This is a genomic window from Kitasatospora sp. NBC_01246, assembly GCF_036226505.1.
In the GTDB taxonomy this organism is placed as follows: Bacteria; Actinomycetota; Actinomycetes; order Streptomycetales; family Streptomycetaceae; genus Kitasatospora.
On sequence record NZ_CP108484.1, the window covers coordinates 8,429,217 to 8,449,298 of the forward strand.

Annotated in this window: 23 protein-coding genes and 3 pseudogenes; 14 read left to right on the forward strand and 12 right to left on the reverse strand. The window is 72.8% G+C overall.

Annotation, left to right across the window (positions count from 1 at the left end; all coding sequences use genetic code 11):
* Window positions 1-139 precede the first annotated feature (139 nt).
* The 4 genes from OG618_RS35490 to OG618_RS35505 all read left to right on the forward strand — a co-directional run bounded on the left by OG618_RS35490 (window position 140) and on the right by OG618_RS35505 (window position 2,573).
* Window positions 140-484, forward strand: a complete 345-nt coding sequence (locus OG618_RS35490) for a DUF6286 domain-containing protein (protein ID WP_329491744.1) — start codon at window positions 140-142, stop codon at window positions 482-484.
* Between the two features lie 54 nt (window positions 485-538).
* Window positions 539-1,138 carry an alkaline shock response membrane anchor protein AmaP gene (locus OG618_RS35495; protein ID WP_329491745.1) on the forward strand — a complete coding sequence of 200 codons (600 nt, stop codon included), beginning with the start codon at window positions 539-541 and terminating at the stop codon, window positions 1,136-1,138.
* A 275-nt stretch (window positions 1,139-1,413) separates the two neighbouring features.
* Complete coding sequence (locus OG618_RS35500; RefSeq protein ID WP_442906972.1) at window positions 1,414-1,704, forward strand: UBP-type zinc finger domain-containing protein; 291 nt, start codon at window positions 1,414-1,416, stop codon at window positions 1,702-1,704.
* Between the two features lie 653 nt (window positions 1,705-2,357).
* The gene (locus tag OG618_RS35505) at window positions 2,358-2,573 is read left to right on the forward strand and encodes a hypothetical protein (protein ID WP_329491746.1); all 216 of its coding nucleotides are present in this window, start codon (window positions 2,358-2,360) and stop codon (window positions 2,571-2,573) included.
* Window positions 2,574-3,209: 636 nt separating this feature from the next.
* Here the strand turns inward: OG618_RS35505 and OG618_RS35510 are convergent.
* Together OG618_RS35510 and OG618_RS35515 are read right to left on the reverse strand one after the other, a co-directional pair.
* Entirely contained in the window at window positions 3,210-3,410 is a 201-nt protein-coding gene (locus OG618_RS35510) for a hypothetical protein (RefSeq protein WP_329491747.1), read from the reverse strand.
* Window positions 3,411-3,537: 127 nt separating this feature from the next.
* On the reverse strand, window positions 3,538-3,729 hold the full coding sequence (locus tag OG618_RS35515) for a hypothetical protein (RefSeq protein ID WP_329491748.1): 192 nt from the start codon (window positions 3,727-3,729) through the stop codon (window positions 3,538-3,540).
* Between the two features lie 194 nt (window positions 3,730-3,923).
* Here OG618_RS35515 and OG618_RS35520 point away from each other — a divergent pair, with 194 nt between their 5' ends.
* Window positions 3,924-4,319 carry a hypothetical protein gene (locus OG618_RS35520; protein WP_329491749.1) on the forward strand — a complete coding sequence of 132 codons (396 nt, stop codon included), beginning with the start codon at window positions 3,924-3,926 and terminating at the stop codon, window positions 4,317-4,319.
* Window positions 4,320-4,696: 377 nt separating this feature from the next.
* Here OG618_RS35520 and OG618_RS35525 read toward each other — a convergent pair.
* Window positions 4,697-5,095: pseudogene (locus tag OG618_RS35525) on the reverse strand (DUF2267 domain-containing protein); the annotation flags it as partial.
* 492 nt (window positions 5,096-5,587) lie between these two features.
* A complete protein-coding gene (locus OG618_RS35530) occupies window positions 5,588-6,025 on the reverse strand; it encodes an Hsp20/alpha crystallin family protein (protein ID WP_329491750.1) in 438 nt (145 codons plus the stop codon).
* A gap of 1,084 nt (window positions 6,026-7,109) precedes the next feature.
* On the opposite strand from OG618_RS35530, the gene OG618_RS35535 reads away from it, so the two are divergent.
* Window positions 7,110-7,391, forward strand: a complete 282-nt coding sequence (locus tag OG618_RS35535) for a helix-turn-helix domain-containing protein (protein ID WP_329492399.1) — start codon at window positions 7,110-7,112, stop codon at window positions 7,389-7,391.
* A 485-nt stretch (window positions 7,392-7,876) separates the two neighbouring features.
* Window positions 7,877-8,266 (forward strand): STAS domain-containing protein, encoded by a 390-nt coding sequence (locus OG618_RS35540; protein WP_329491751.1) that lies wholly within the window; start codon window positions 7,877-7,879, stop codon window positions 8,264-8,266.
* A 411-nt stretch (window positions 8,267-8,677) separates the two neighbouring features.
* On the opposite strand, the gene OG618_RS35545 is transcribed toward OG618_RS35540, so the two are convergent.
* Window positions 8,678-10,216 (reverse strand): DEAD/DEAH box helicase, encoded by a 1,539-nt coding sequence (locus tag OG618_RS35545; RefSeq protein WP_329491752.1) that lies wholly within the window; start codon window positions 10,214-10,216, stop codon window positions 8,678-8,680.
* Between the two features lie 369 nt (window positions 10,217-10,585).
* Complete coding sequence (locus OG618_RS35550; protein WP_030918248.1) at window positions 10,586-10,789, reverse strand: cold-shock protein; 204 nt, start codon at window positions 10,787-10,789, stop codon at window positions 10,586-10,588.
* Window positions 10,790-11,620: 831 nt separating this feature from the next.
* Between OG618_RS35550 and OG618_RS35555 the strand changes: the two genes are divergently transcribed.
* Together OG618_RS35555 and OG618_RS35560 are read left to right on the forward strand one after the other, a co-directional pair.
* The gene (locus OG618_RS35555) at window positions 11,621-12,295 is read left to right on the forward strand and encodes a hypothetical protein (protein WP_329491753.1); all 675 of its coding nucleotides are present in this window, start codon (window positions 11,621-11,623) and stop codon (window positions 12,293-12,295) included.
* Window positions 12,296-12,630: 335 nt separating this feature from the next.
* A complete protein-coding gene (locus OG618_RS35560; RefSeq protein WP_329491754.1) occupies window positions 12,631-13,128 on the forward strand; it encodes a hypothetical protein in 498 nt (165 codons plus the stop codon).
* Between the two features lie 241 nt (window positions 13,129-13,369).
* Here the strand turns inward: OG618_RS35560 and OG618_RS35565 are convergent, their stop codons facing one another.
* Both OG618_RS35565 and OG618_RS35570 read right to left on the reverse strand, forming a co-directional pair.
* Window positions 13,370-13,909, reverse strand: coding sequence for a CinA family protein (locus OG618_RS35565; RefSeq protein ID WP_329491755.1), 540 nt, complete (start codon window positions 13,907-13,909; stop codon window positions 13,370-13,372).
* Window positions 13,910-13,929: 20 nt separating this feature from the next.
* Window positions 13,930-14,134: pseudogene (locus tag OG618_RS35570) on the reverse strand (ornithine decarboxylase); the annotation flags it as partial.
* A 493-nt stretch (window positions 14,135-14,627) separates the two neighbouring features.
* On the opposite strand from OG618_RS35570, the gene OG618_RS35575 reads away from it, so the two are divergent.
* The gene (locus OG618_RS35575; RefSeq protein ID WP_329491756.1) at window positions 14,628-14,960 is read left to right on the forward strand and encodes a hypothetical protein; all 333 of its coding nucleotides are present in this window, start codon (window positions 14,628-14,630) and stop codon (window positions 14,958-14,960) included.
* 73 nt (window positions 14,961-15,033) lie between these two features.
* Here OG618_RS35575 and OG618_RS35580 read toward each other — a convergent pair whose 3' ends face one another.
* Entirely contained in the window at window positions 15,034-15,204 is a 171-nt protein-coding gene (locus tag OG618_RS35580; RefSeq protein WP_329485246.1) for a hydrophobic protein, read from the reverse strand.
* A gap of 209 nt (window positions 15,205-15,413) precedes the next feature.
* On the opposite strand from OG618_RS35580, the gene OG618_RS35585 reads away from it, so the two are divergent.
* The 3 genes and pseudogenes from OG618_RS35585 (at window position 15,414) to OG618_RS35595 (ending at window position 16,419) form a co-directional block, all read left to right on the forward strand.
* Window positions 15,414-15,653, forward strand: a complete 240-nt coding sequence (locus OG618_RS35585) for a hypothetical protein (RefSeq protein ID WP_329491757.1) — start codon at window positions 15,414-15,416, stop codon at window positions 15,651-15,653.
* 58 nt (window positions 15,654-15,711) lie between these two features.
* Window positions 15,712-15,831, forward strand: a pseudogene (locus tag OG618_RS35590) (glutathione-dependent formaldehyde dehydrogenase); the annotation flags it as partial.
* 114 nt (window positions 15,832-15,945) lie between these two features.
* On the forward strand, window positions 15,946-16,419 hold the full coding sequence (locus OG618_RS35595) for an MSMEG_6728 family protein (RefSeq protein ID WP_329491758.1): 474 nt from the start codon (window positions 15,946-15,948) through the stop codon (window positions 16,417-16,419).
* 175 nt (window positions 16,420-16,594) lie between these two features.
* On the opposite strand, the gene OG618_RS35600 is transcribed toward OG618_RS35595, so the two are convergent.
* Window positions 16,595-17,155, reverse strand: coding sequence for a TetR/AcrR family transcriptional regulator (locus OG618_RS35600; RefSeq protein ID WP_329491759.1), 561 nt, complete (start codon window positions 17,153-17,155; stop codon window positions 16,595-16,597).
* 116 nt (window positions 17,156-17,271) lie between these two features.
* Between OG618_RS35600 and OG618_RS35605 the strand changes: the two genes are divergently transcribed.
* Entirely contained in the window at window positions 17,272-17,958 is a 687-nt protein-coding gene (locus OG618_RS35605) for an SDR family oxidoreductase (protein ID WP_329491760.1), read from the forward strand.
* A 460-nt stretch (window positions 17,959-18,418) separates the two neighbouring features.
* Here OG618_RS35605 and OG618_RS35610 read toward each other — a convergent pair whose 3' ends face one another.
* Complete coding sequence (locus tag OG618_RS35610; RefSeq protein ID WP_329491761.1) at window positions 18,419-18,745, reverse strand: nuclear transport factor 2 family protein; 327 nt, start codon at window positions 18,743-18,745, stop codon at window positions 18,419-18,421.
* Window positions 18,746-18,776: 31 nt separating this feature from the next.
* The gene (locus OG618_RS35615) at window positions 18,777-19,961 is read right to left on the reverse strand and encodes a M20 metallopeptidase family protein (RefSeq protein WP_329491762.1); all 1,185 of its coding nucleotides are present in this window, start codon (window positions 19,959-19,961) and stop codon (window positions 18,777-18,779) included.
* Window positions 19,962-20,082: the final 121 nt, after the last annotated feature.

Here is a 20,082-nt window from a genome sequence, read left to right on the forward strand (position 1 = left end):
GATGTGGGTTCTCCGCCGGTGCGGAGGTGATGCTTCGCCTTTCCTGTGGTCCGGCGCTTTCGTAGGCGGCCAGGGCGGTGACGAAATCGATTCGAGGACCGGACCGATCAACGACCCGTGGGTCATCACCGGCGCGGCAGTGGCCGCCGCCCTCGGCCTGTGGCTGGTCATCCTGGCGCTCACCCCTGGCCGCCGACACCTCCTGCCCATGGCCGCCACCGACAACCCGGACGCACCACAGGCCGCCCTCGACCGAGACGGCGCCGCACGACTGCTGCGCGACACGGCCCTGCGCGTGCCGGGCGTCTCCCACGCCGACGTGCGAGTACGCCGACGCCGGATCAACGCCCGCGTCCAGGTCGCCTTCCGCGACCTGGACACCGTGCGCACCGAGGTCACCGAAGCATTGACGGCGCAGCTCGACGCCCTCGCCCTGGCCCGGGTCCCCCGGCTCACGGTCCGGGCCCGCCGGCGCGGCCCGTGACCGCGCCGCGGCAGCGACACAACCGCCGGCCCCATCGCCACGGGAGACGAGACGATGAACTCTCACTCCGTCCTCAACCGGACCCTGCTGGCCGTCGCGGGCCTGGTCATGCTCGGCGGCGGCCTGCGCGTGCTGGTCGGCGCGCTGGACCTCTACCGGCGCTGGAGCCTCGGCCCGCCCGCCGACTGGCCACTCACCGGCCCGCACGACACCCTCGTGCCGGCTGCAGACCGCACCCGCTGGACCGGCGAGGACTGGTGGTGGCCGACGGTCATCGCCGCCCTGGCCGTCATCGTCGCCCTCGCCCTGTGGTGGTTCCTGGCACAGCTGCGCCACCGGCACCCCGGACGCCTGCCGGTCGGCAACCCGCCCTGCGACGGCGTCGAACTGCACGACGGCGCCCTCGCCGACGCCATGGCCGCCGACGCCGCCCGACTCCCCGGCGTCCACAGAGCGCACGTGAACCTGACCGGTCACCCTGACCACCCCCACGCGACCTTCGACCTCACCCTCGATCCGGACGCCCACCCCCGCGACGTTCTCCACGCCCTGGAAGGCACCCTGCACCGCGCCCGCCGCAGCACCGGATGGGGCCAACTCCCCGCCCGGGCCACGCTGCGCGTCGCCTCGCACCGGCCCCACCGCGCCGAATGATCCACGATGACCAGGTCACGGCAACACCGAGCGGACCAGAGCGAGAGCGTCCCGTCGAAGTTCGTCACGACCCCAGACCCCCCGATACCCGCCCACCCACCGGCACAACGGCACTACGGAGTTCCCGGCGCCTGCCTGTTTGCCGCCGCGGCCGAACGCCCGGCCGCTTCCTCCGGGAGACGCACGGTCCGATGCCGAGACGCTTCGGGCCGCGCCGCCGCGGCCGGCCTCGTACCCTGGGCGCTGTGAACGATCGGCATGAATGGCGCGTCGCGCTGGACCCGGGCCTTGTCGTCCAACCGCGCTGCGGCCACTTGGACGCGCTCCGGGAGGTGCCCGCGAATCCGACCCCAGGCTGCGAGGACTGCCTGCGGGCCGGCAGCACCTGGGTCCACCTGCGGGCCTGCCTGAGCTGCGGACACGTCGGCTGCTGCGACAGCTCGCCCAAACAGCACGCCTTCCGGCACGCCCGCGTCAACCCCGGACACCACATCGCCCGTTCGCTGGAGCCCGGCGAGGGCTGGGCCTGGTGCTACACGGACGAGGTCTTCCTGCGCCCCGCCTGAGCGGGGGACCGAAGCGGCGGTCGGCGACGGGGCCGGGGATCGCCCGCCCGCCCGCCGTTCGCCCGCCGTTCGCCCGCCGTTCGCCGGCCATCACTGACCGTGCTGGTGGTGGGTGCCGTTCGCCCGGCCTGAGCCCGGGCGGTGGCCGTGGTCCTCCCAGGAGACCTCTCACCGCCCGGACGAGTCGTCATCGACGCACCGTCGGCGATGGCTCGTCCCCACCACCGTCGCGCCTCGGCACGGCCGACGCACCTCGCAGCTACGGGCCCGCCTTCTGTGTGAGCGGTCCACGAGGCAGCCCCCGCACTGGGCGACGCCCGCCCTGCGCAGATGTAGCCTCCATGGGCCGCCCGCTGTCTTCTGCCTCCGCCCAGGTCGTCTCCGTACGTTGTGGTCCGGCCCGGGAGGGCCGCGTGTGGCTCAGGTCGCCTTGGCCTCGGTGGCTCGGGAGGAGTGAACGCCCGGCTCTTCGAGACGCCCTGGCTGCTGATTGAGATGTGCACGCTTCGTGTGGTCGCTGATTACGGAGCTGACAGCGGGGTGTTCCTCGGGTCGGCGGATGCTCTGCCGGCTGAGGAGGACCGAAGTGAGCGAACGACGGGGCCAGGCGTGGGCCGGGATCGACGCTGGCAAGGGACACCACTGGGCAAACGGTGGCCGACGCGACCGGTGAGACGCTGGGGTCGAAGAAGATCGACAACGACGGTGAGTTCGACGTCGTCGAGGCTGCTCAGGAAGCCCGGCGTGGTAACCGGGATTTCCGCGGCGTAGCCCATTGTGGGGGTCGGGTAGTCGTCGTCGAGCTCGGCCTCGGCGCTCCTGTGGTCCGCCGTGTTCCGGTCGGTGGCGAGGGCGGCCTGTTCGACTAGCCCTTGCCTTCTCGGAAACGGGTTGAGGGCCCCGGCGCTGTGTGCGCCGGGGCCCAGGGACGTGTGGATTCACTGCTCCATCTACTGCACTACTGCTGCCGACTGTCGGGCCGGCTTGCGGTGTCCGCGTTGCCCGGGGGAGGGGCAGTGCGCGGGGATCGCGTATGCGTGACCGAAGACCACCTCTTCCATGACGTTCCATGACGAGGGCTACTGCGGTGACCGCCTGGCTCCGATTGCGTGCCGTGGCGGGCGATCCGACGGGGTGAACCCTTCCCTTCTCCTCTGGTGTACATCGTGCGTACTGCCGGTACTGCGAACTGCTGGATGTTGCGTCCTGCGCGTGCGCGACCGCCACCGCCGCGGGCCCCACGCACAACCGGGCCCGTGACGCCTGGCAGGTCACCCGCCTTCCGCCGCGAACCCCTTGTGTCATGACCGGGTCCCGCGTACTGACGACCTGCACGCCTCCTGCATCACCGCTTGTACTGCTGGTACTGCGAACTGCGGTACTGCCCGGGCAGTTCGTGTCTGCCCGTTCTGCTGTCCTGCTCTCCTAACGCCAGGAACACTACACAGACTGCCGTGCAATGTCTACTCTCATCAGCGCAGGTTTCCGTGTCTGGATGGCGGACCTTATTGCGGCCGCGTCCGGCCGGGGACGGGGTCGTCGGAGCTCGGGTCGAGGGCGTCTCGCAGGGCGTAGAGGTCGGCGGCGGTCGCCTGCTCGGCCAGGCGCGCCAGCAGTCGGCGCAGGACCCGGTCGTCGCCGTCGCGGACCGCCTCCACGATTCCGCTCAGGACGGAACCGTCCACGGTCGGTGCGGGCTGCTGCATTTCCACCCTCCTTCGCGCCCCTCAGGGGCGTAGGCCCTCGCCGGGGCCTGGGACATCTCGGACAGGGCGGGAGGCTACCGGCCGCACGGCGGCCCGGAGCTGCGGGGTACCGGGTTGAGCGGCTTGTTCAGCCGGCGGGCGCGAGTGCGGTGAGCGCGGCGGCCAGGGCGCCGTGTACGGCGGGCGCGGCCGAGCTGGAGGCGAGCAGGAACCCGAAGGCGACGGCGACGCACGCCGCGGCCGGGGTCGCGCGGCGCTGACGGATCAGCACGGCGAGGACCGCGCCGAAGAACACGACGGCCGACAAGTTGAGGATCATGCTTCTCCCTCCGTAGTCCGGCGGAGGCGCCAGGCCGCCGCCGATATCTGCCCTGGCTGCACCACATTTTTCCACGCTTCGATCACAGGCAGTGGAATCTCCCTGCACCCGGCGCGCCCGGTGGAGGTGCCGGCGGACGACGGGCCGGGGGTGCCCGCGCGGCCGCGCTGCGGCGGGCACTATCCTCTGGTGGCATGTCGAACCCTGATGGGCTGCTCGTCGACATCGCCGCGATGGTGGAGTCCGAGCACAGCAACCAAATGCCCCTGACCGTCGTCGTGCCCGGGGCGGTCATCACCGGCCGGCTCGCGCCGCAGAGCCTGTGGAACGAGCGAGTGGCGGAAGTCCTCGCCGGCTCGGAGCACCTCAAGCCATTCGCCGCACTCTTCGCGGCGCCCGCGGCCGGCGCTGGTGACGCGGCCGGCGAAGGCACGGCGGTGCCGGCGGTGCGGCCGACGCATCTGCACCTGCACGTCGCCCGCATCCTGCAGGGCAGCTACGGGCTGCCGCACACCGGCGGCATGTACCGCATCGCCATCGCCGACATCAGCAGTTGGACGGTGGGAGACCTCAGCTACTCCGACCAGTGACACCAGGGCCGGCCATGGCCGTGCCCCGGGCCCGCGAGCCCGGGGCACGGCCATGGCCGGTGTTGGATGGTCGGCTTCGGCGCGGCGCGGTGATGGTGCGGGGCGTCAGGCCGCGGTGGCCGGTCGCGCGTTGCCGAACAGGAGCGCTGACGACGACAAGGGCCACCAGCGGCCGGGGGAGGGGGAGCCCGCCGGTCGTCGCGGTGCAGGCCTCGACGGGGAGGGCGTCGGCGAGGTCGCACCGCTCCTCGCCGACGAGTCGTGCGCCGAGGACGCCCTGGCCGTGGTCAGGGCGCGTTCGGCCCTCGGGCTGTTCTGGGGGCGGCCGAGGATGCGGTCGCGGTCGGGGCGGGTGTGGCGGGTCGTGGCCGGGGTGGCCCTGCTGCGGGGTCGGGGCGGCCGAAGAGGAGGTCGTAACCCGGGGGGAGTTGGAGCAGGAGGCGGTGGGTGAGGTCGTCGCCTGCGGCGTCGGCGACGACGCTGAGGACGGCGCTGACGTCCCAGGCGGCGGTCGCCTCGCTCGCGCCGGGGATCCAGGCGGCGGTGGCCCGTACGAACCGTTCCGCGTCCAGGGGCTGGGCGGCCTGCAGGGGGTTGAGGAGGACCAGGGCGAAGGTCTCCGGGAGCCGGGCCGCCAGCTCGGCCCGGTCGCGGCCGGCGACGTGGGCACCGAGCAGGGCCAGGACCACGCGGGCGGCCTGATCGGCCTCGCGGGGTGTGGGGTACTCGCCGCGTTCTCGGACCTGGGCCAGGAACGCCTCGGGTCGAAGAGTCATCGTGGTTGCCTCTCCGGATGCGTGGGTGGGCGGTTGGGCCTGGGCGCGGGTTGCTGCCGTTCGCGGGCCCGGCGGCGGTGAGGTCGGGGTCCGCCGGTCAGGCGCCGTCCCAGGCCGGTGGGCCGCAGGATCCGGGTGACCGGGTACTGCGGCCGCGTAGCGCCGGGTGGTGGCCGGTGGTGTCGGCACGGTTGCGGGCGGCGACGTGGGCGGCGAGCCCCGAGCAGTTCCTGAACGTCACTCGGGACACGTCGGCGACGACCCGGGGCCGGCCCTGCACGACGGTGAGGAGCCTGCGTCGACGGGGTGCGGCGCTCGCGAGGTTCGACGTCACCGCTGGCCGTCACCACGAGGGGGTGCCCGCAGCGCCGGCGGCGGCGTTGCTTCCTCGGCACCGGTCGAGCCTTCCCCGCTGACGCCCGGGCGGGCGCCGGAGGGGTGCCGCCCTGCGCGGCCCGGGGGTGCAGGGCGCAGGGCGGCAGGCTCAGGAGGTCAGGCGCGGATCTGCCTGGGGGCCGGCCCCTGGGCGGTGACGGAGATCTTGCGGGGCTTGGCCTTCTCCGCGACCGGGATGCGCAGGGTCAGCACGCCCGCGTCGTAGTCGGCGCTGATGCCCTCCGGGTCGAGGGTGTCGGAGAGCATCACCTGGCGGGAGAACACGCCCAGCGGCCGCTCCGAGAGCTCCATGCGCGCGCCCTCGACCTCCGGGCGCGGGCGCCGCTCCGCCTTGACGGTCAGCATGTTCCGCTCCACGTCGATGTCGATCGCCGCCGGGTCCACCCCGGGAAGGTCGAACGCGATCACGTACTCGTCGTCGGCCCGGTAGGCGTCCAGCGGCATCGGGGCGGGCCTGCTCCAGGTCCCGCTCTGGGTGACGAGCTGCTGGGTCAGACGGTCCAGCTCGCGGAAGGGGTCGGTGCGCATCAACATCGCGAAACACCTCCAGTGGTCCAGGCAACCAAGTGCCAATGCGCTTCACCTGACACCGTTGTAGCATGTCATCCATCCGATGACAATGGCTGATGTCTCCGAAAGAGTGACGTCAGGAGAGATCGGTCGCGCCCGGTGCCGGGCCGCCACCGACCCCGGCCGGCGTGGGCTCCGGGTGTGGGCAGCCGAGCCCGTCCCTCGCGCAGGGAGAAGACTGCCTCCTCGGTACGCACCGGAAAATCTATGCCCGCTGAAGTAGACATTGCCTGGCGGCGTGGTTACTGTTTCTCTCGTAGACGCGGTCAAGCAGTACCCGCCAGACACGAACTGGCGGGCAGCAGTACGCAAGTTCGCAGGTCGGCGCGGTTGCAGGGTCCTGAAGCCAGGGATGTGCAGTAAGGCGACAGGACCGGTGGCCGCTCCGGGCGGCCCGCAGGTATCAGGGGCCGCCACCCGGCGTTACCGCAGTTCATCACGTGCATGGCCCAGCAAGTGCATGACCCGAAGGTGAAGTTGAGTCGGGCAGTACCAGCAGTCGTAGGACGCGGTATCCCAGTAAAGGCGCCAGGACTGCGGGCGCGCGTGCTGGGAGGTCCGGGCAGTGGGGTTCCAAGCCGAGCAGGTGAGCACGACGGGCGACGGGGCTGGCTGCCGGACCGGGCGGACCATCAGGACCGCCGCAGCAGTAGTTGGCAGTACAGCAGTAACCGCAGTTCGCAGGGACAGAACCCGGGTAGTGCAGAGGATGAACGGAGGGACGTAGCGCCATCAGGATCGCCCGGCCCGTGAGGCAATGCACCGGGCGGAATCCGAGGACCCCGAGGCAAGGACGGTGGTTTCCGGTCACGCATACGCGATCCCCGCACGCCCCCTCACCCGGGGCGAGGCGGACTCAAGGAACCCGGTCATAGGGCCGGAAGATGGTGTAAAACCCTTCGGGGCCCCGGGAGCCGCAACGGCCCCGGGGCCCCTCAGCGCGTCCCCGGACACAACAAGAAGAGGTGCAGTGACCACGGCAACCATCCGACCGCACACCCCCGACACCCCCGACCGTCTCGACGACGACGACTACCCCGCCTACACGATGGGCCGCGCCGCCGAGATGACCGGTACCACACCCGGCTTCCTACGCTCCCTCGGCGACCAGGGCCTCATCACCCCCCTGCGCTCCGAAGGCGGCCACCGGCGCTACTCCCGCTACCAGCTGCGCATCGCGATGCGCGCGCGTGACCTCGTCGACCAGGGCACCGCCATCGACGCAGCCTGCCGCATCGTCATCCTGGAAGACCAGCTCGAAGAGGCCCTGCGCATCAATGACGAGCTCCGCCGCTCCCAGCAGGGCCAGGCCCCCGACGCCGATACCTGACCGTCTGCCCCGCCCGGCCGACGAGACCGGCCCGCGGTGGGCGACAAGCGCTCACCGCAGGCCGCCCGGCCGCCCGTCCGAGGGCAACGCCGCCGGCCGCCGAGCCTGGATCGTGGAGCGTCCTCTCCTGGGCGGGCGGGCCGCAGACCCCGCCTCACCAGCGCGAGCTGTCCGTGACCACCGGGTACGACGGCTTCGTCGTCACTCCCGAGCCCACGCCCCGACACGCTCATCCATCACCGTCGCGCCAGGGTCAGGACGCCTGCCCGGCGGCGATGGCCGGCCGACTTCCGCCGACCGGACCGCGCCTGCCTCCCGGCCGGCTCTGCCCGGGACCCGCCAGTAGGCGGTTCGCCCACGCGGGTGGTCCGCCGGGCCCCCGGCCACTACGGTGTGGTGTGCCCCCGCACGCGGGCCGTCAGGTCAGATTCCCGCTTCGCGGGCGCACCCCGGGCCGCCGAGATCGGGGCCGCAAGGAGTGAACGGTGACCGTCTCCGAGGAGAGTCGACCTCCTGCCCTCGATGTCTCCCTGAGGCCGGGCGCGGGCGACGTGGTGCTCGACGCGGCGGGCGACCTCGACCAGACCACCGGTCCACTGCTGAGCGCCGCCGTGGAGAGTGTCCTGGACACGCCGGCCGTTCCCGGGAAGCTGGTGGTCGACATGTCCCGGGTCGCGTTCTGCGACTCCGGTGGCCTCAATGCCCTCATCCGCGCCCACCTGCGCGCCCGCGAAGCGGGGTCGGAGCTTCACCTGCTGCGTCCGACCGCACCCGTCGCGGCTCTGCTGCGCCGTACCGGCGTGGACCAGGTCCTGCTCGTGGGCCCGGACCCTGCGGCGGCCTTCACCCAGGAGGGCATGCCCGGGTTCGCGTGAGGTCGCACCGCCGCGGAGCAGCGCCCCGCGGGGAGAAGCTCGCCGGTGGCCGGGGTGCCACGGGCGGCCTGGAGGCCCCTGAGCCCCGTGGGACTTCGTGTCGGCGGGCATGTCCGGCGTGGCGAACGGGGCGCGGTCGAGAACGATGTCGCGTACGGGGGGAGTGCTCGGTGTACCAGGACCGGGCCGGAACGGCGCCAGGTGCAGGCCGGTCGGCGGACCGGCGCAGCGGCCGTCCTCACCGTCTTTCGCCCGGCGGGTCCGGCGGGCGATCGTGGGACGGGCCGGCGGGTCCGCCGGGGCGGGGTGCTGCCGGCGGCCCGCGCGTGCGGGGCGTCGCGGGAAGCCGGTATTGCCGAGGCGGCGAACCGCGCGGGCCCGGTGCGCTGTGAGCACCGGGCCCGGCGGGTGCTACGCGGCGAGGGCCACGCGCGCGGGCGCGCGGCGGCGGCCGGAGGTGCCCCGGTTGTCGCGGCCGGCGGCAGACCGGGTGTCGCCGGAGCCGCTTGCAGGGCGGCCACGGCGGCCACGGCTGGTGGACGCGCTGCGGCGGGGGCGTTCGGCGACGGGGTCGGCGATCACGGTGGGGATGCCGGTGGGCACGCGGGCGCCGGTGATGCGGGACAGTTCCTCGTCGCCGGCGGTGACCCGGGTGGTGACGGGGGTGATGGCGGCGGTGGTCATCATCCGGGTCATCTCGCGGCGCTGGTTGGGCAGCACCAGCGTGACGACGGTGCCGGACTCGCCGGCGCGGGCGGTGCGCCCGCCCCGGTGGAGGTAGTCCTTGTGGTCGTTCGGCGGGTCCAGGTTGACGACCAGGTCCAGGCCGTCGACGTGGATGCCCCGGGCGGCCACGTTGGTCGCGATCAGGGCGGTGACCTGGCCGGTGCGGAACTGCTCCAGGGTGCGGGTGCGCTGGGGCTGGGACTTGCCGCCGTGCAGGGCCGCGGCCTTCACGCCGTTGGCGAGCAGCTCGTCGACCAGGCGGTCCGCGCCGTGCTTGGTGTCGATGAACATGATCACCCCGCCGTCGCGCGACGCGATGTGGGCGATCGTGGCGTTCTTGTCGAAGCTCTGGACGTGCAGCACGTGGTGCTCCATGGTGCTGACCGCTCCGGCGGACGGGTCCACCGAGTGGGTGACCGGGTCCTTGAGGAAGCGCCGCACCAGCCGGTCGACGTTGCGGTCCAGGGTGGCGGAGAAGAGCATCGTCTGGCAGCCCTCGGCGACCTGCTCAAGGAGCTCGGTGACCTGCGGCAGGAAGCCCATGTCGGCCATCTGGTCGGCCTCGTCGAGCACCGTGATGCCGACGCCGTCGAGCTGGCAGTCGCCGCGCTGGATCAGGTCCTTGAGCCGCCCGGGGGTGGCTACCACGACCTCGGCACCGCGGTTCAGTGTCTGGGCCTGGCGGCCGATCGACATCCCGCCGACCACGGTCGCCATCCGCAGGCGCACCGCGTGGGCGTAGGGGGTGAGGGCATCGGTGACCTGCTGGGCGAGTTCGCGGGTGGGGACCAGGACCAGGGCCAGCGGGCGGCGCGGCTCGGCTTTGCGTCCGGCGGTGCGGGCCAGGACGGCGAGGCCGAAGGCGATGGTCTTGCCGGAGCCGGTGCGGCCTCGTCCGAGGACGTCGCGGCCGGCCAGCGAGTTCGGGAGCGTCGCGGCCTGGATCGGGAACGGCGCGGTGACGCCCTGGCGGGTGAGCACCGACAGCAGCGCCTTCGGCATGTCCAGCTCGTCGAACGCTTCGACGGCCGGCAGGGCCGGGGTGGTGCTGACCGGCATCGCGAACTCGCCCTGCGGGGACGAGCCCTGACGGGAGCCCCGGCTGCCGGAGGAGTACCGGCCGCCGGCGGGCCGGTCGCCGTAGAAGGAGCTGCCGCCGGAGCGGGAGCCCGTGGAGGAGCGGGAGTTGGCGTTCTGGTACGACGAGTGACTGGAGCGGTTCATGTGGGACCTTCCTCAGGGCGGCACGTCACGAGGAAGGCTCCGTGGCGCGGAGGCGCCGGCGGAGACCGCAAGGGAACGGGCCGAAAGAGTGACGGGCGGAGCGTGGACGGTGGAACCGTGCGGCACGTCACCTACGGTCGGCGCTCACCGCGAAGGGGCGGGAGCGAAGAACCTCGAACCGTGAGCTGTCACGGCAGGGCGCCGATCCGGACGCGGCGCTGGGCGTCTCGCGTGGGGATGGCCGCCGGTGGCGGAGCCAGGGGCCTGAACGGCCGGGGATGCGCGTGTGGCGCAATGCCGAGGGGCCCGCACCGGGCATCAAATACGCGGTGCGGGCCCCTCGCTACCAGGCGGGTGCCGTGGCAGAAACTACAGCGGACGAATGTTCTCGGCCTGCGGGCCCTTCTGGCCCTGCGTGACGTCGAACTCGACCTTCTGGCCCTCGAGCAGCTCGCGGAAGCCGTTGGCGTTGATGTTCGAGTAGTGGGCGAAGACGTCGGGGCCGCCACCCTCCTGCTCGATGAAGCCGAAGCCCTTTTCCGCGTTGAACCACTTCACAGTGCCATTAGCCATAAAGAAATCTCCTTCAAGGGGCTGTCCGAAGCACGCACCGTGCGTGCTTCGAGTCGCCGCGATGAGCACCCACCCGGGGAAGAGCCGGGAAACAAAAAATGCGCCTGCGATACATCAGCAGGCGCACACAAAGTTCATGGGAACCACTACTGCAACTAAGAGCCACTCTAGCAGGCCACGGCCTCTCGTGGTGGATTTCTTCACCTCCGGTTGTGCGGCAGCCCTCCTCGGGGCCCGCCGGACCCGAGCCGACCCGATCACCAGCGCCCCTCTATGGAAGGCCAGTTGACAGAGAATCCGCACCCCCGTCGGCACCGGTGTCTCCCCGGGAGAATGTGTCCCGCCACCGGGGGCACCCTGGCTCCTCCGGCAGTGCCGTAAACGTGACGTACCACGCCCACCTTGCAATCCAAGGCGCCGGGCGGCGTACACGGCATTCCGTCCCCCGAAATCGAATGAGCCGGAAAAGCCTCGTGCCCGCGCTTTCCGGCGCGCACCGCTGAACGCGGACCCCTCCGGTGCGCTCGCCACCGGAGGGGCGGCTGGTCGACGCCGCACGGCGTCCACGGCGTCCACGGCTTCGACTGCGACGAGCCGACGGAGGAATTCCTGCGGGGCCGTTGAGCGGGCGGGGGCGTGACCGGGCATCGGGGGGCTGAGGTCGCCGGGGCCTCTCCCGGCGCGTTGCACCGTGCCGATCGGCACGGTGCAACGCGCCGGGAGAGGCCCCGTTCATGCCGATCGGCACATGTGCGGGAGGGGGTGGGGAGGCGAGGGTTAGGGGCATCAGGACGGCGGCCGACGGGGCCGCCTGGAGGAGGGAAGCCCACCATGTTCCGTATTCGCAGCCGTGCCCGCGTCAGCGCCCGTGTCGTCCGGGGTGCCGCTGCTGCCGGGCTGGCCCTTGCCGGGCTCGCGGGGATCGCTCCGGCGTCGGCCACCGGTACCGCCGGCCCCGCTGCGGGCCCGTCCGTGCCGCAGGACGGGCGGCCCGGTCGTCCTGCGAGCGTCATTGGTACGGCCCGTATCTGGTACGCGATCACTCCGGACGACGAGATCCGGTTCACCCTCGACGCCTGGGCGGAGCCGTACACCCGCCCCTTGCCGGGTACCCAGGCGTCCGAGGGGCTGCCCACCGACGCCCGGGGCACCATCCGCTACTCGCACCGGAAGGCCGCCACCGGGGAGGTCTACAGCGCCGAGGCGGAGGTGGACTGCCTGAGCACCGGCGGCCCGGTCGCCACGCTGACGGCTGTCGTCACCAGGTCGGACGTGGGCAACACCGGCGAGCGGATAGGCCTGAGCGTCTACCAGGGCACCGGGCACGGCGACGGTCGGCTCGGGTTCTCCTGGGGCGTGGCGAACATGGACATGGGGGCCGACGGGAAGCCGTACCAGCCGGTGGTCGGCACCTGTATGGCGCCGGCGCCGTTCGCCCCGGTCCTGCGGGGTGGCTTCACCGTCCACCACACCGAGTTGGAGGCACCGAAGACGGCCGGACGGTAGCCGGGCGGCCCGCCCGGGAGATGGTCAGGCGGACCAGACGAGGAGCCCGTGCCGGTAGCGGGCGGGGGCGGTGATCGGGGCACGGGATCCAGGCCGAGCGTCCCAGACAGGGCGTAGCGGGCGCCGCGTGTCCCGTGATCGAGTGCGTCGGCGGGAGACGCGCCAGGGCCACCGTGACCTCGCGGGCGGTAGGGGTGCCGAGCGGCGCCTCGGGTGGGCAAGGAGGCCTGCTCGGGCGAGACGGCGCCGCGGCCCCTTCGACGTCCGGGGCGCGGCTCACCTGGACGGGTGCGCTGGGCTGGCCACGGCGTGTGACTCGGCAGCAGCCTGCGGTTATGGAGTACGCAACGGCACAGCGAACCGATTCCCCCGGCCGCCCAGACGGCGGGGAGCCCGGGAAGGGGCGGCGGCGAGCGGCCCTACGGGTCGACGAAGGCCTCCTGGTCCTGGCGGCGGCCGTCCTCGACCACGGGGTGGCGCTCTTCGATCGGCGGTCCGGCGATGCGGCCGCGGAGGTGGCGCGTCGTCTGCGGTCCGCAGTCGGCCGGCCGTCGCAGACGCCGGACCGCCAGCACCTGGCCGTGGCTGTCGAGAACGCGCTGCGCGACCGGTCCGGCAGGGCGCGGTGTGTCGTGGAGGCGGCGACGGTGGAGGATGCGGTCGCGTATCTGCGGCGTGTGGAATCAGCGCTGGCGGGCGAGGCGCTCGGTCGGGCCTGCCGACGTCTGTGGGAGGCCCTGTACCTGTGCATTCCCTTGACGACGATCCTCTCCCGGCCCGCGTGGCCGCCCGCCGCGGGCTTCTCGCTGGCTGACGCGCCTCCGCTCGGGTGAGACACGCCCGCCGGCCCGAGCACGGTCCGGGCACGGCGGGAAGCGCTCCACGGGCAGAGGGTGAGCGGCCGGTCCGTCCCCCCGGCCGAGGGGGAAGACAGCCCTCGCCGACGCGGAGATCGAGGACCGCTCCCCAGAGGAGAAGCTCGTCAAGCAGCTGGAGAGGGCGCACAACGGCCATCCGCGGATGACTCTTCCCCGACTGCGCCACGCCTGCACTCCCGAACTGTGTCCGTGCTGATCAGTCGGGTCGCAGCAGGTCGTGGAGGAGCTGCAGGGCGGCGAGGACTGCGTCGTTCTGGATGTCGTTGCGGTGCCCGGAGCGCGGCTCGGGCTGGGTGGCGATCGTGGCGTGCGGGGCGGCGACGGCCACGAAGACCGTGCCCACCGGTTGGCCGTCCTGCGGGGCGGGGCCGGCGACGCCGGTGGTGGCCAGGCCGTAGGTGGCCTGGGTGAGGGCGCGCACGCCCTGGGCCATCTGGGCGGCCACCTCGGGGTGGACGGCTCCGACCTCGCCGACCAGGGCGGCATCGACGTGCAGCAGCCCGGTCTTGAGGTCGGTGGCGTAGGCGACGACTCCGCCGAGGAACGTCGCGCCGGAGCCGGGCGCGTCCGACAGCGCCACGGCGAGGCGGCCGCCGGTGAGGGATTCGGCCGCCGCGACGCTGTGGCCGGCGGCGGCCAGCGCGGAGGTGATCTGCCGGACCAGGACGCCGGCCGGGTCGAGCCCGCGGGAGCCGTCCTGGCCGCCGTGTCCAGTGCGGCCTGTGTCGGGGGGCATGGGGGTCTCTCAGGCAAGGATCAGGTCTCGACCACGACGCGCAGGGACGCGAGTTCGGGGTCGGCGCTGTCGGGGACGAGCATGCCCGCGTCGACGCCGCTGCGCAGGTAGTCGGTCACGTCGTCGTTGAGGCGTTCGCCCGGGAGGGCGGCGGGGATGCCCGGCGGGTAGGGGGGTGAGCATCTCGGCGGTGATTCGGCCGGACGCCTTCTCGATGGGCACCTGTATGCCGCGAGGGCTTCGAGTACCGGTGCCTGGGACTGGTCCATGCCGCGCGTCTTCCCACCGGTCGGGGCAGGAAACGGGGCGGTGCCGGCTCGGAGCCGCCCCGCCCCGAGGCTGCTCTGAGCTGCCGGGGCTGACGCGGCCGCGCCCGACGTGCCGACCTGGGTGCCGGGTCGCGAAGGGATCGGGGTTCAGCCGGTGGGCTGGGGTGGCAGGGGGGTGAGCGGGCCGGGTGGCCGACGGTGTTGGCGCCCGGCACGGTGACCGCGGTCGGCCGGTACGAGGTGGTGGGGGAGTGGGTGGGGCCGGCGCGTCTGCCGCGCTGGGTGGCGCCGGAGCCGGCGCAGGTCCACGGGACGGACGCGGGCCGGGCGGCGTCCGCACCCGGGTGCCGGAGGCGCGCGCACCCTCCGCTCCCCCCACCGGGCGACGGAGCTGGTCCGGATGCCACCGTGGGGGTGCGACGGACCGTTCCTGCGGCCAGGTTGAGGAGATGGACATCGTCACCGTGCTGGAGCCGGACACCCCGACCAACATTCGGCTCCTGGAAGCGGACTTCGCCCCGGCCGATCCGCAGGGCCCGGTGCGCCGCGCACACGCCGCCCCGGCGGAGGCCTCGGGCGTCTGCGGCCCCCTCACCCTGTGCGGCCTGGACACCGGCGAGATGACCCTCGCCCCGCACCGACCCACCGACCCCGACCAGCCCTGGCGCCAGGCGCGCTGGAACACCTGCTACACGTGCCGGACAGCCGAGCAGAACGCAGGGCCGGCCGCTCAGGACCGCCGGGACGACGGCTCCCGTCCGGCGGGAACGACGGCCGGCTGACGGGGCCGCACGCACGGCGGCGGGGCGCCCGCTTCACGCGTGCGCCCCGCCGAGCCTGATCTGCGGATGTGACCTACCAGCGGTACCAGCGGTGGCGCCGGCCCGAGGAGTGCGTGCCACGGGCCACGAAACCCACCAGCCACAGCACGAGTACGGCAATCGCCACCCACCAGAGAATCTTGAGTGCGAACCCGGCGCCGAAGAGCAGCAGGGCCAGCAGCAGAACGAGAAGAAGGGGAACCATCGGAACCTCCGCAGTCGGTGTCGAGCAACCGGTTGCCCCGGGGGCGCACGCATATTCGCCCGAATCCTTCCGGCAACCCGGGGTAGAGGGGCCCGTTTGGCGCAGGGGCCCCCACCGCTTCGGCGCATCCCGGGCCCGGCGGGCTGCCGCGGTGCCCGTTTGGCGCAGGACCGCCCGGGCAGGCGCGCGGTACCGGAAGAGGAGGAGCCATGGACGACATTCCCCAGGGCGGCTCCGGCGGAGTGCCCGGTCACCACCACGACGACCCCGGCCACCCCGGGACTCCCGACAGCCCCGCGACCCCGGACGGTCCGTCGGACGGCCGCGGCCGGGAGGCGAAGACCGTCCGCGCCGGACAGCCGGTCGCCGAACAGCGGACCGACCGGATGGCCGATCGGCAGGAGAGCGGCGGTCGGGAGCAGTCCACGAGCGACCGACCCGACGAGTGAATGCACCCCTGGCAAGGGGAACGGTGAAGGCTGTCAGCCGGCGCACGGCCAGCGGGACATGAGGACCGAAGAGGTACCCGATCGCGTGAGCAAGGACCCGACCGACGTCATCGTCAGGGTCACCACCAGCGGACTGTGCGGATCCGACCTGCACCCGTACGAGGTGCTCAGGCCATTTTCCGGCGACCGGGCCGCCCGGCGCTTCGGCGGGCCCGAACCGGGCCACTGACCCGGCCGGTCGGCCCGGCCGCCGTGCCGCGCGCGCCCCGGAGGGGCCCGGCACGATGGAGGGGTGCAGACCTTCCTGCCCTACCCGGACTTCGCTGAGTCCGCCGCGGTGCTGGACCCGAGGCGGCTCGGCAAGCAACGGGTGGAGGCCCTCCAGGTGCTTCGCGGGCTGACCGTCCCCGGGTACGGCTGGCGCCACCATCCGGCCGTAGGGATGTGGGCCGGCTACGAGGAGGCGCTCGTCCGGTACGGACTGGAGATGTGCCGGGCCTGGACCGCCGAGGGGCGCCGGGACACCTGCGCGGACAGCCTCCGGGACGGCCTGCCGGAGCGCGCCGGGGCGCCCGCCGTGCGCTCCCAGGCGGAGCTGGCGGGTGCGGGAGAACTCCCTCCGTGGCTGGGAGCCGCGGAGTTCCACGCCAGCCACCGGTCCGCGCTGCTCCGCAAGGACCCGGCCTTCTACCGGTCCCGTTTCCCGGACGAACCGGACGACCTGTCCTACGTGTGGCCCGCATCCGACCGAGCGCGCCGGGTATGAGGCGGGGCCACGGCCCGTCGCGCGGCGGCCGGCCGGGCGTTTCGCGCCGAGACATGGCCGCGTCGGCGTCGCGTCACGAGCTGGTGCCGTCCGTTCGGGGTGGTTCTCGGTCGCGTCGCCTGGGCCGCGAGTGCTGCGTTTTCGAGCACCGCGCCGACCGGCCTGGCTGTGCGGATCAGCTGGTTGCCGTCAGGGCTGCGCGCGCGGTGGTGAGGATCTGCTCGGAGAGCGGGGAGCCCTTGGTGGCGCGGGCCAGGACGAGTGCGCCGACCATCGTGCAGAGCTGGGCGATGCCGTCCTGGTCCTCGGTGGCGAGCCACTCGGCGAAGTCGCTCACTCCTTCGGTGTAGGCGCGGTGGGCGTCGCGGGCGCCGGGTTCGCGCGCCATGTCGGCGGCCAGTGCGGCGGTGGGGCAGCCCTCTGCCACGTCGTCGCGGTGCTCCGTGGAGAGGTAGATGTCGACGAGGGCTCGCCGGGCGGCCTCACGTTGCCCGGCGTGCTGCTCGAGTCCGGCATCGCGGCGCCGGGTGATCGCCTCGAACGCGTGGGTGGTGGCTTCGTCGATGAGGGCCTCCTTGGAGGCGAACTGCTTGTAGAAGGCGCCATGGGTCAATCCGGCCGCCTTCATGAGGTCGGCGACGCTGACGTGCGTGCCCTGCTCGCGGAAGAGCCGTGAGGCGGTCTCCACGACCCGCTTGCGGTTCTCCTGCGCCTGCGCCTGCGATACGCGGCCCATCGGGCACCTCCATTGGATGTCGACTGGCATCTATCCTAGTCCGCAGGTTAGATTGGATGCGTAATCTAATTGGGGGTGGCCCGAACGGTCGGGCCGCCGCGACGCTGGGAGCGCACATGGAACTGAAGGACGCGGTTGCCGTGGTCACCGGAGCCAATCGGGGGCTGGGCCGCCATCTGGCCGCGCAGCTCGTGGAGCGCGGAGCGAAGGTGTACGCGGCGGCCCGCCGCCCCGAGACGGTGGACCTGCCGGGTGTCATCCCGCTGCGGCTGGACGTGACGGACGAGGAGTCGATCCGGGCCGCTGCCCGCGTCGCGTCCGACGCGACGCTGCTGGTGAACAACGCGGGCATCTCCACCGCCACGCCGCTGATCGCGGGCGGCCTGGACGCGGTGCGTCTGGAGATGGAGACGAACTACTTCGGCCCGCTCGCGGTGACACGGGCTTTCGCCCCGGTCATCGAGGCCAACGGCGGCGGCGCCGTGCTCAACGTCCTGTCCGTGCTGTCGTGGCTGCATCCGGCGGCCCTGGGGTCCTACGCGGCGGCGAAGGCCGCGGCATGGGCACTGACCGGCGCGGCACGGGAGGAACTGGCCCCGCACGGCATCACCGTCTCCGCGCTGCACGTCGGATACATGGACACCGACATGGCCGCAGGGATTCCCGCCGACCAGAAGGCCGACCCCGCCGACGTCGCCGCCCAGGCCCTGCACGGCATCGAGACGGGCCTGCCCGAGATCCTCGCCGACGAGAGCACCCGGTACGTCAAGCAGGGCCTGGCCGCCTCGCCGAACGCGGCGTGAAGCGCAGCCGCCGGACCCTCCCTTCCTCCCCGGTGACCTGCTGACACGCCTGCCGCCACCGCGCTTCGAGAAGCGGATCGTGCCGGCTGCCTCCTTCATCGCGGCCCTGTCGCCGGGCCGTCGGGCAGGTCTGCCGCGCCTCCACGCTGCGGGCGCCTTCCACGCCCGGAGCCCGGGGTACCCCCTGTCCAGGGTTCCGGCCGCTGTCGGGCGGAGCCGTCCGCTGGCAGGACGGCGGGTGCTTCGACGAAGCCGTCCGGGCCTGGCTGCCAGCTGGTGAAGGGAGCCGGCCCGCCCCGGCTCCGCCGTGACCGCCGACCGTGGGCCGCCGTCACCGAACAGGTAGCGGCCTTCCTTTCGGCGGCGCCACCGGGCTCCTGGTCCGTTCGGCCAACCCGGCCGCTCAGCGGGGCTCAGGGGAAGTCAAGCGACGTCGCACATCACCGCACGCCCAGGCGGCTCAGCCGAGGAACTCGACGCGGTCGATGAGGCCTTCGCGGACCCGGTAGGCCACCAGGACGCGGACCGGTTCGTCGGACAGGCCGTGGGCGACTTCGTGGTCGACCACCCAGTCGCCCTCGGTGAGCCGCCCCACGATCTCCGCCCGGCAGCGGCCCGCGGCGAACTGCCGGGTGTAGGTGTCGCGCAGGGCCTGACGGCCCTCCAGCCGGCTGCCGTCCCGCCGGAGAACGAGGACGTCCTCGGCGTAGGTAACGACGAAGGCGTCGATGTCGTGGTTGTTGTAGGCGGTGAGCTGCTGCTCGACCACGTCGCGCGGTTCGGTCATGTGCTTGATCGTTTCTTCCTTGGGCAGGGGTTCAGGCCGCGAGACGGCGGGTGGCGAGTTCGGCGTAGAGCGCCGCTCCGTCGGGGAGCACCGCGTCGTCGAACTCGGCGTAGGGAGAGTGGTTGAGCGGCAGGGTGTCGGGATCGCTCCCCTTCGGGGCGGCGCCGAGCCACGCGAACGATCCCGGAACGGCGTCGAGTACCCGGGAGAAGTCTTCCGACCCGGTCATCGGGTTGGCCATCGTCCGGAAGCGTTCCTCGCCGAAGGCCTCCCGGACGGTGTCCATGAGGAAATCGGTCTCGGCCCCGTCGTTCACCGTCACCGGGTACCCGGGAAGGTACTCGATCTCGGCCCGCAGGCCGTGGGCGGCCGCGACGGCCCGCACCAGCTCCACCACGGTGTCGGTGACCTTGGCCCGCGTCTCGGCGGAGAAGGTGCGCACGGTCGCCTCGAAGTAGGCGGTCTCGGGGATGATGTTGCGCTGGGTACCGGCCCGGAGGAGTCCGACGGTGATCACCACCGGATCGAACACGTCGAAGCGGCGGGTCACCATGGTCTGCAGGGCGGTGACCGTCTCGCAGGCCGCCGGGACGGGGTCCTTGGCCCGGTGAGGTACCGAGCCGTGCCCGCCCGCACCGTGGAGGGTGACGTTCAGCGCATCGGAGGCGGCAAGGATCGGCCCGCGCCGGGAGCTGAACTCCCCGTGCGGCATGGTCGACGCCACGTGCAGGGCGTATGCGGCGACCGGGCGCGTGCCCGCCGCGTCCAGAACGCCCTCGGCCAGCATGGCTCCGGCGCCGTCCCAGCCCTCCTCGCCGGGCTGGAACATGAAGACCACGTCGCCGTGGAGCCGCTCCCGCCGTGCGGCGAGCAGGTGTGCGGCGCCCGTGAGCATGGCGGTGTGCAGATCGTGTCCGCAGGCGTGCATGGCACCGTTGTCGGACGCGAACGGCAGCGGGGCCTTCTCGATGACCGGCAGTCCGTCCATGTCGGCGCGCAGGAGCACCGCCGGCCCCGGTAGCCCGCCGCGCAGCACCGCGGTGACCGAACTCAGCGCGGAGCCCTGACGTACTTCCAGCGGCAGCCCCTCGAGAGCCCGCAGCACCCGCTCCTGGGTGCGCGGGAGATCAAGGCCCAGCTCGGGGACCCGGTGGAGGTCATGGCGGAGCCGGACCAGGTCGGGAGCCAGAGCCAGGGCGTCGTCGTGTATGGACACAGGTACCTCCATCGGGCCCGCGGGGGCGGGAACTTGTGCGGAGCGATCTTGTTCCGCGATTCTGGAGCCCGCAGCGGGGGATTCCCGCGATTTCGCAGGATCACGCCACGAAGAGGCCCTT

Excerpts from the sequence above, each read along its gene's own strand:
- OG618_RS35515 (WP_329491748.1), bottom strand. The coding sequence starts at position 3,729 with ATGATCCTCAACTTGTCGGCCGTCGTGTTCTTCGGCGCGGTCCTCGCC.
- OG618_RS35530 (WP_329491750.1), bottom strand. The coding sequence starts at position 6,025 with ATGTTGATGCGCACCGACCCCTTCCGCGAGCTGGACCGTCTGACCCAG.
- OG618_RS35580 (WP_329485246.1), bottom strand. The coding sequence starts at position 15,204 with ATGGTTCCCCTTCTTCTCGTTCTGCTGCTGGCCCTGCTGCTCTTCGGC.
- OG618_RS35510 (WP_329491747.1), bottom strand. The coding sequence starts at position 3,410 with ATGCAGCAGCCCGCACCGACCGTGGACGGTTCCGTCCTGAGCGGAATC.
- OG618_RS35600 (WP_329491759.1), bottom strand. The coding sequence starts at position 17,155 with ATGGGCCGCGTATCGCAGGCGCAGGCGCAGGAGAACCGCAAGCGGGTC.
- OG618_RS35550 (WP_030918248.1), bottom strand. The coding sequence starts at position 10,789 with ATGGCTAATGGCACTGTGAAGTGGTTCAACGCGGAAAAGGGCTTCGGC.
- OG618_RS35610 (WP_329491761.1), bottom strand. The coding sequence starts at position 18,745 with ATGACCGAACCGCGCGACGTGGTCGAGCAGCAGCTCACCGCCTACAAC.
- OG618_RS35575 (WP_329491756.1), top strand. The coding sequence starts at position 14,628 with ATGGACATCGTCACCGTGCTGGAGCCGGACACCCCGACCAACATTCGG.
- OG618_RS35545 (WP_329491752.1), bottom strand. The coding sequence starts at position 10,216 with ATGAACCGCTCCAGTCACTCGTCGTACCAGAACGCCAACTCCCGCTCC.
- OG618_RS35560 (WP_329491754.1), top strand. The coding sequence starts at position 12,631 with ATGGAGTACGCAACGGCACAGCGAACCGATTCCCCCGGCCGCCCAGAC.
- OG618_RS35520 (WP_329491749.1), top strand. The coding sequence starts at position 3,924 with ATGTCGAACCCTGATGGGCTGCTCGTCGACATCGCCGCGATGGTGGAG.
- OG618_RS35535 (WP_329492399.1), top strand. The coding sequence starts at position 7,110 with ATGGGCCGCGCCGCCGAGATGACCGGTACCACACCCGGCTTCCTACGC.
- OG618_RS35585 (WP_329491757.1), top strand. The coding sequence starts at position 15,414 with ATGGACGACATTCCCCAGGGCGGCTCCGGCGGAGTGCCCGGTCACCAC.
- OG618_RS35565 (WP_329491755.1), bottom strand. The coding sequence starts at position 13,909 with ATGCCCCCCGACACAGGCCGCACTGGACACGGCGGCCAGGACGGCTCC.
- OG618_RS35495 (WP_329491745.1), top strand. The coding sequence starts at position 539 with ATGAACTCTCACTCCGTCCTCAACCGGACCCTGCTGGCCGTCGCGGGC.
- OG618_RS35555 (WP_329491753.1), top strand. The coding sequence starts at position 11,621 with ATGTTCCGTATTCGCAGCCGTGCCCGCGTCAGCGCCCGTGTCGTCCGG.
- OG618_RS35605 (WP_329491760.1), top strand. The coding sequence starts at position 17,272 with ATGGAACTGAAGGACGCGGTTGCCGTGGTCACCGGAGCCAATCGGGGG.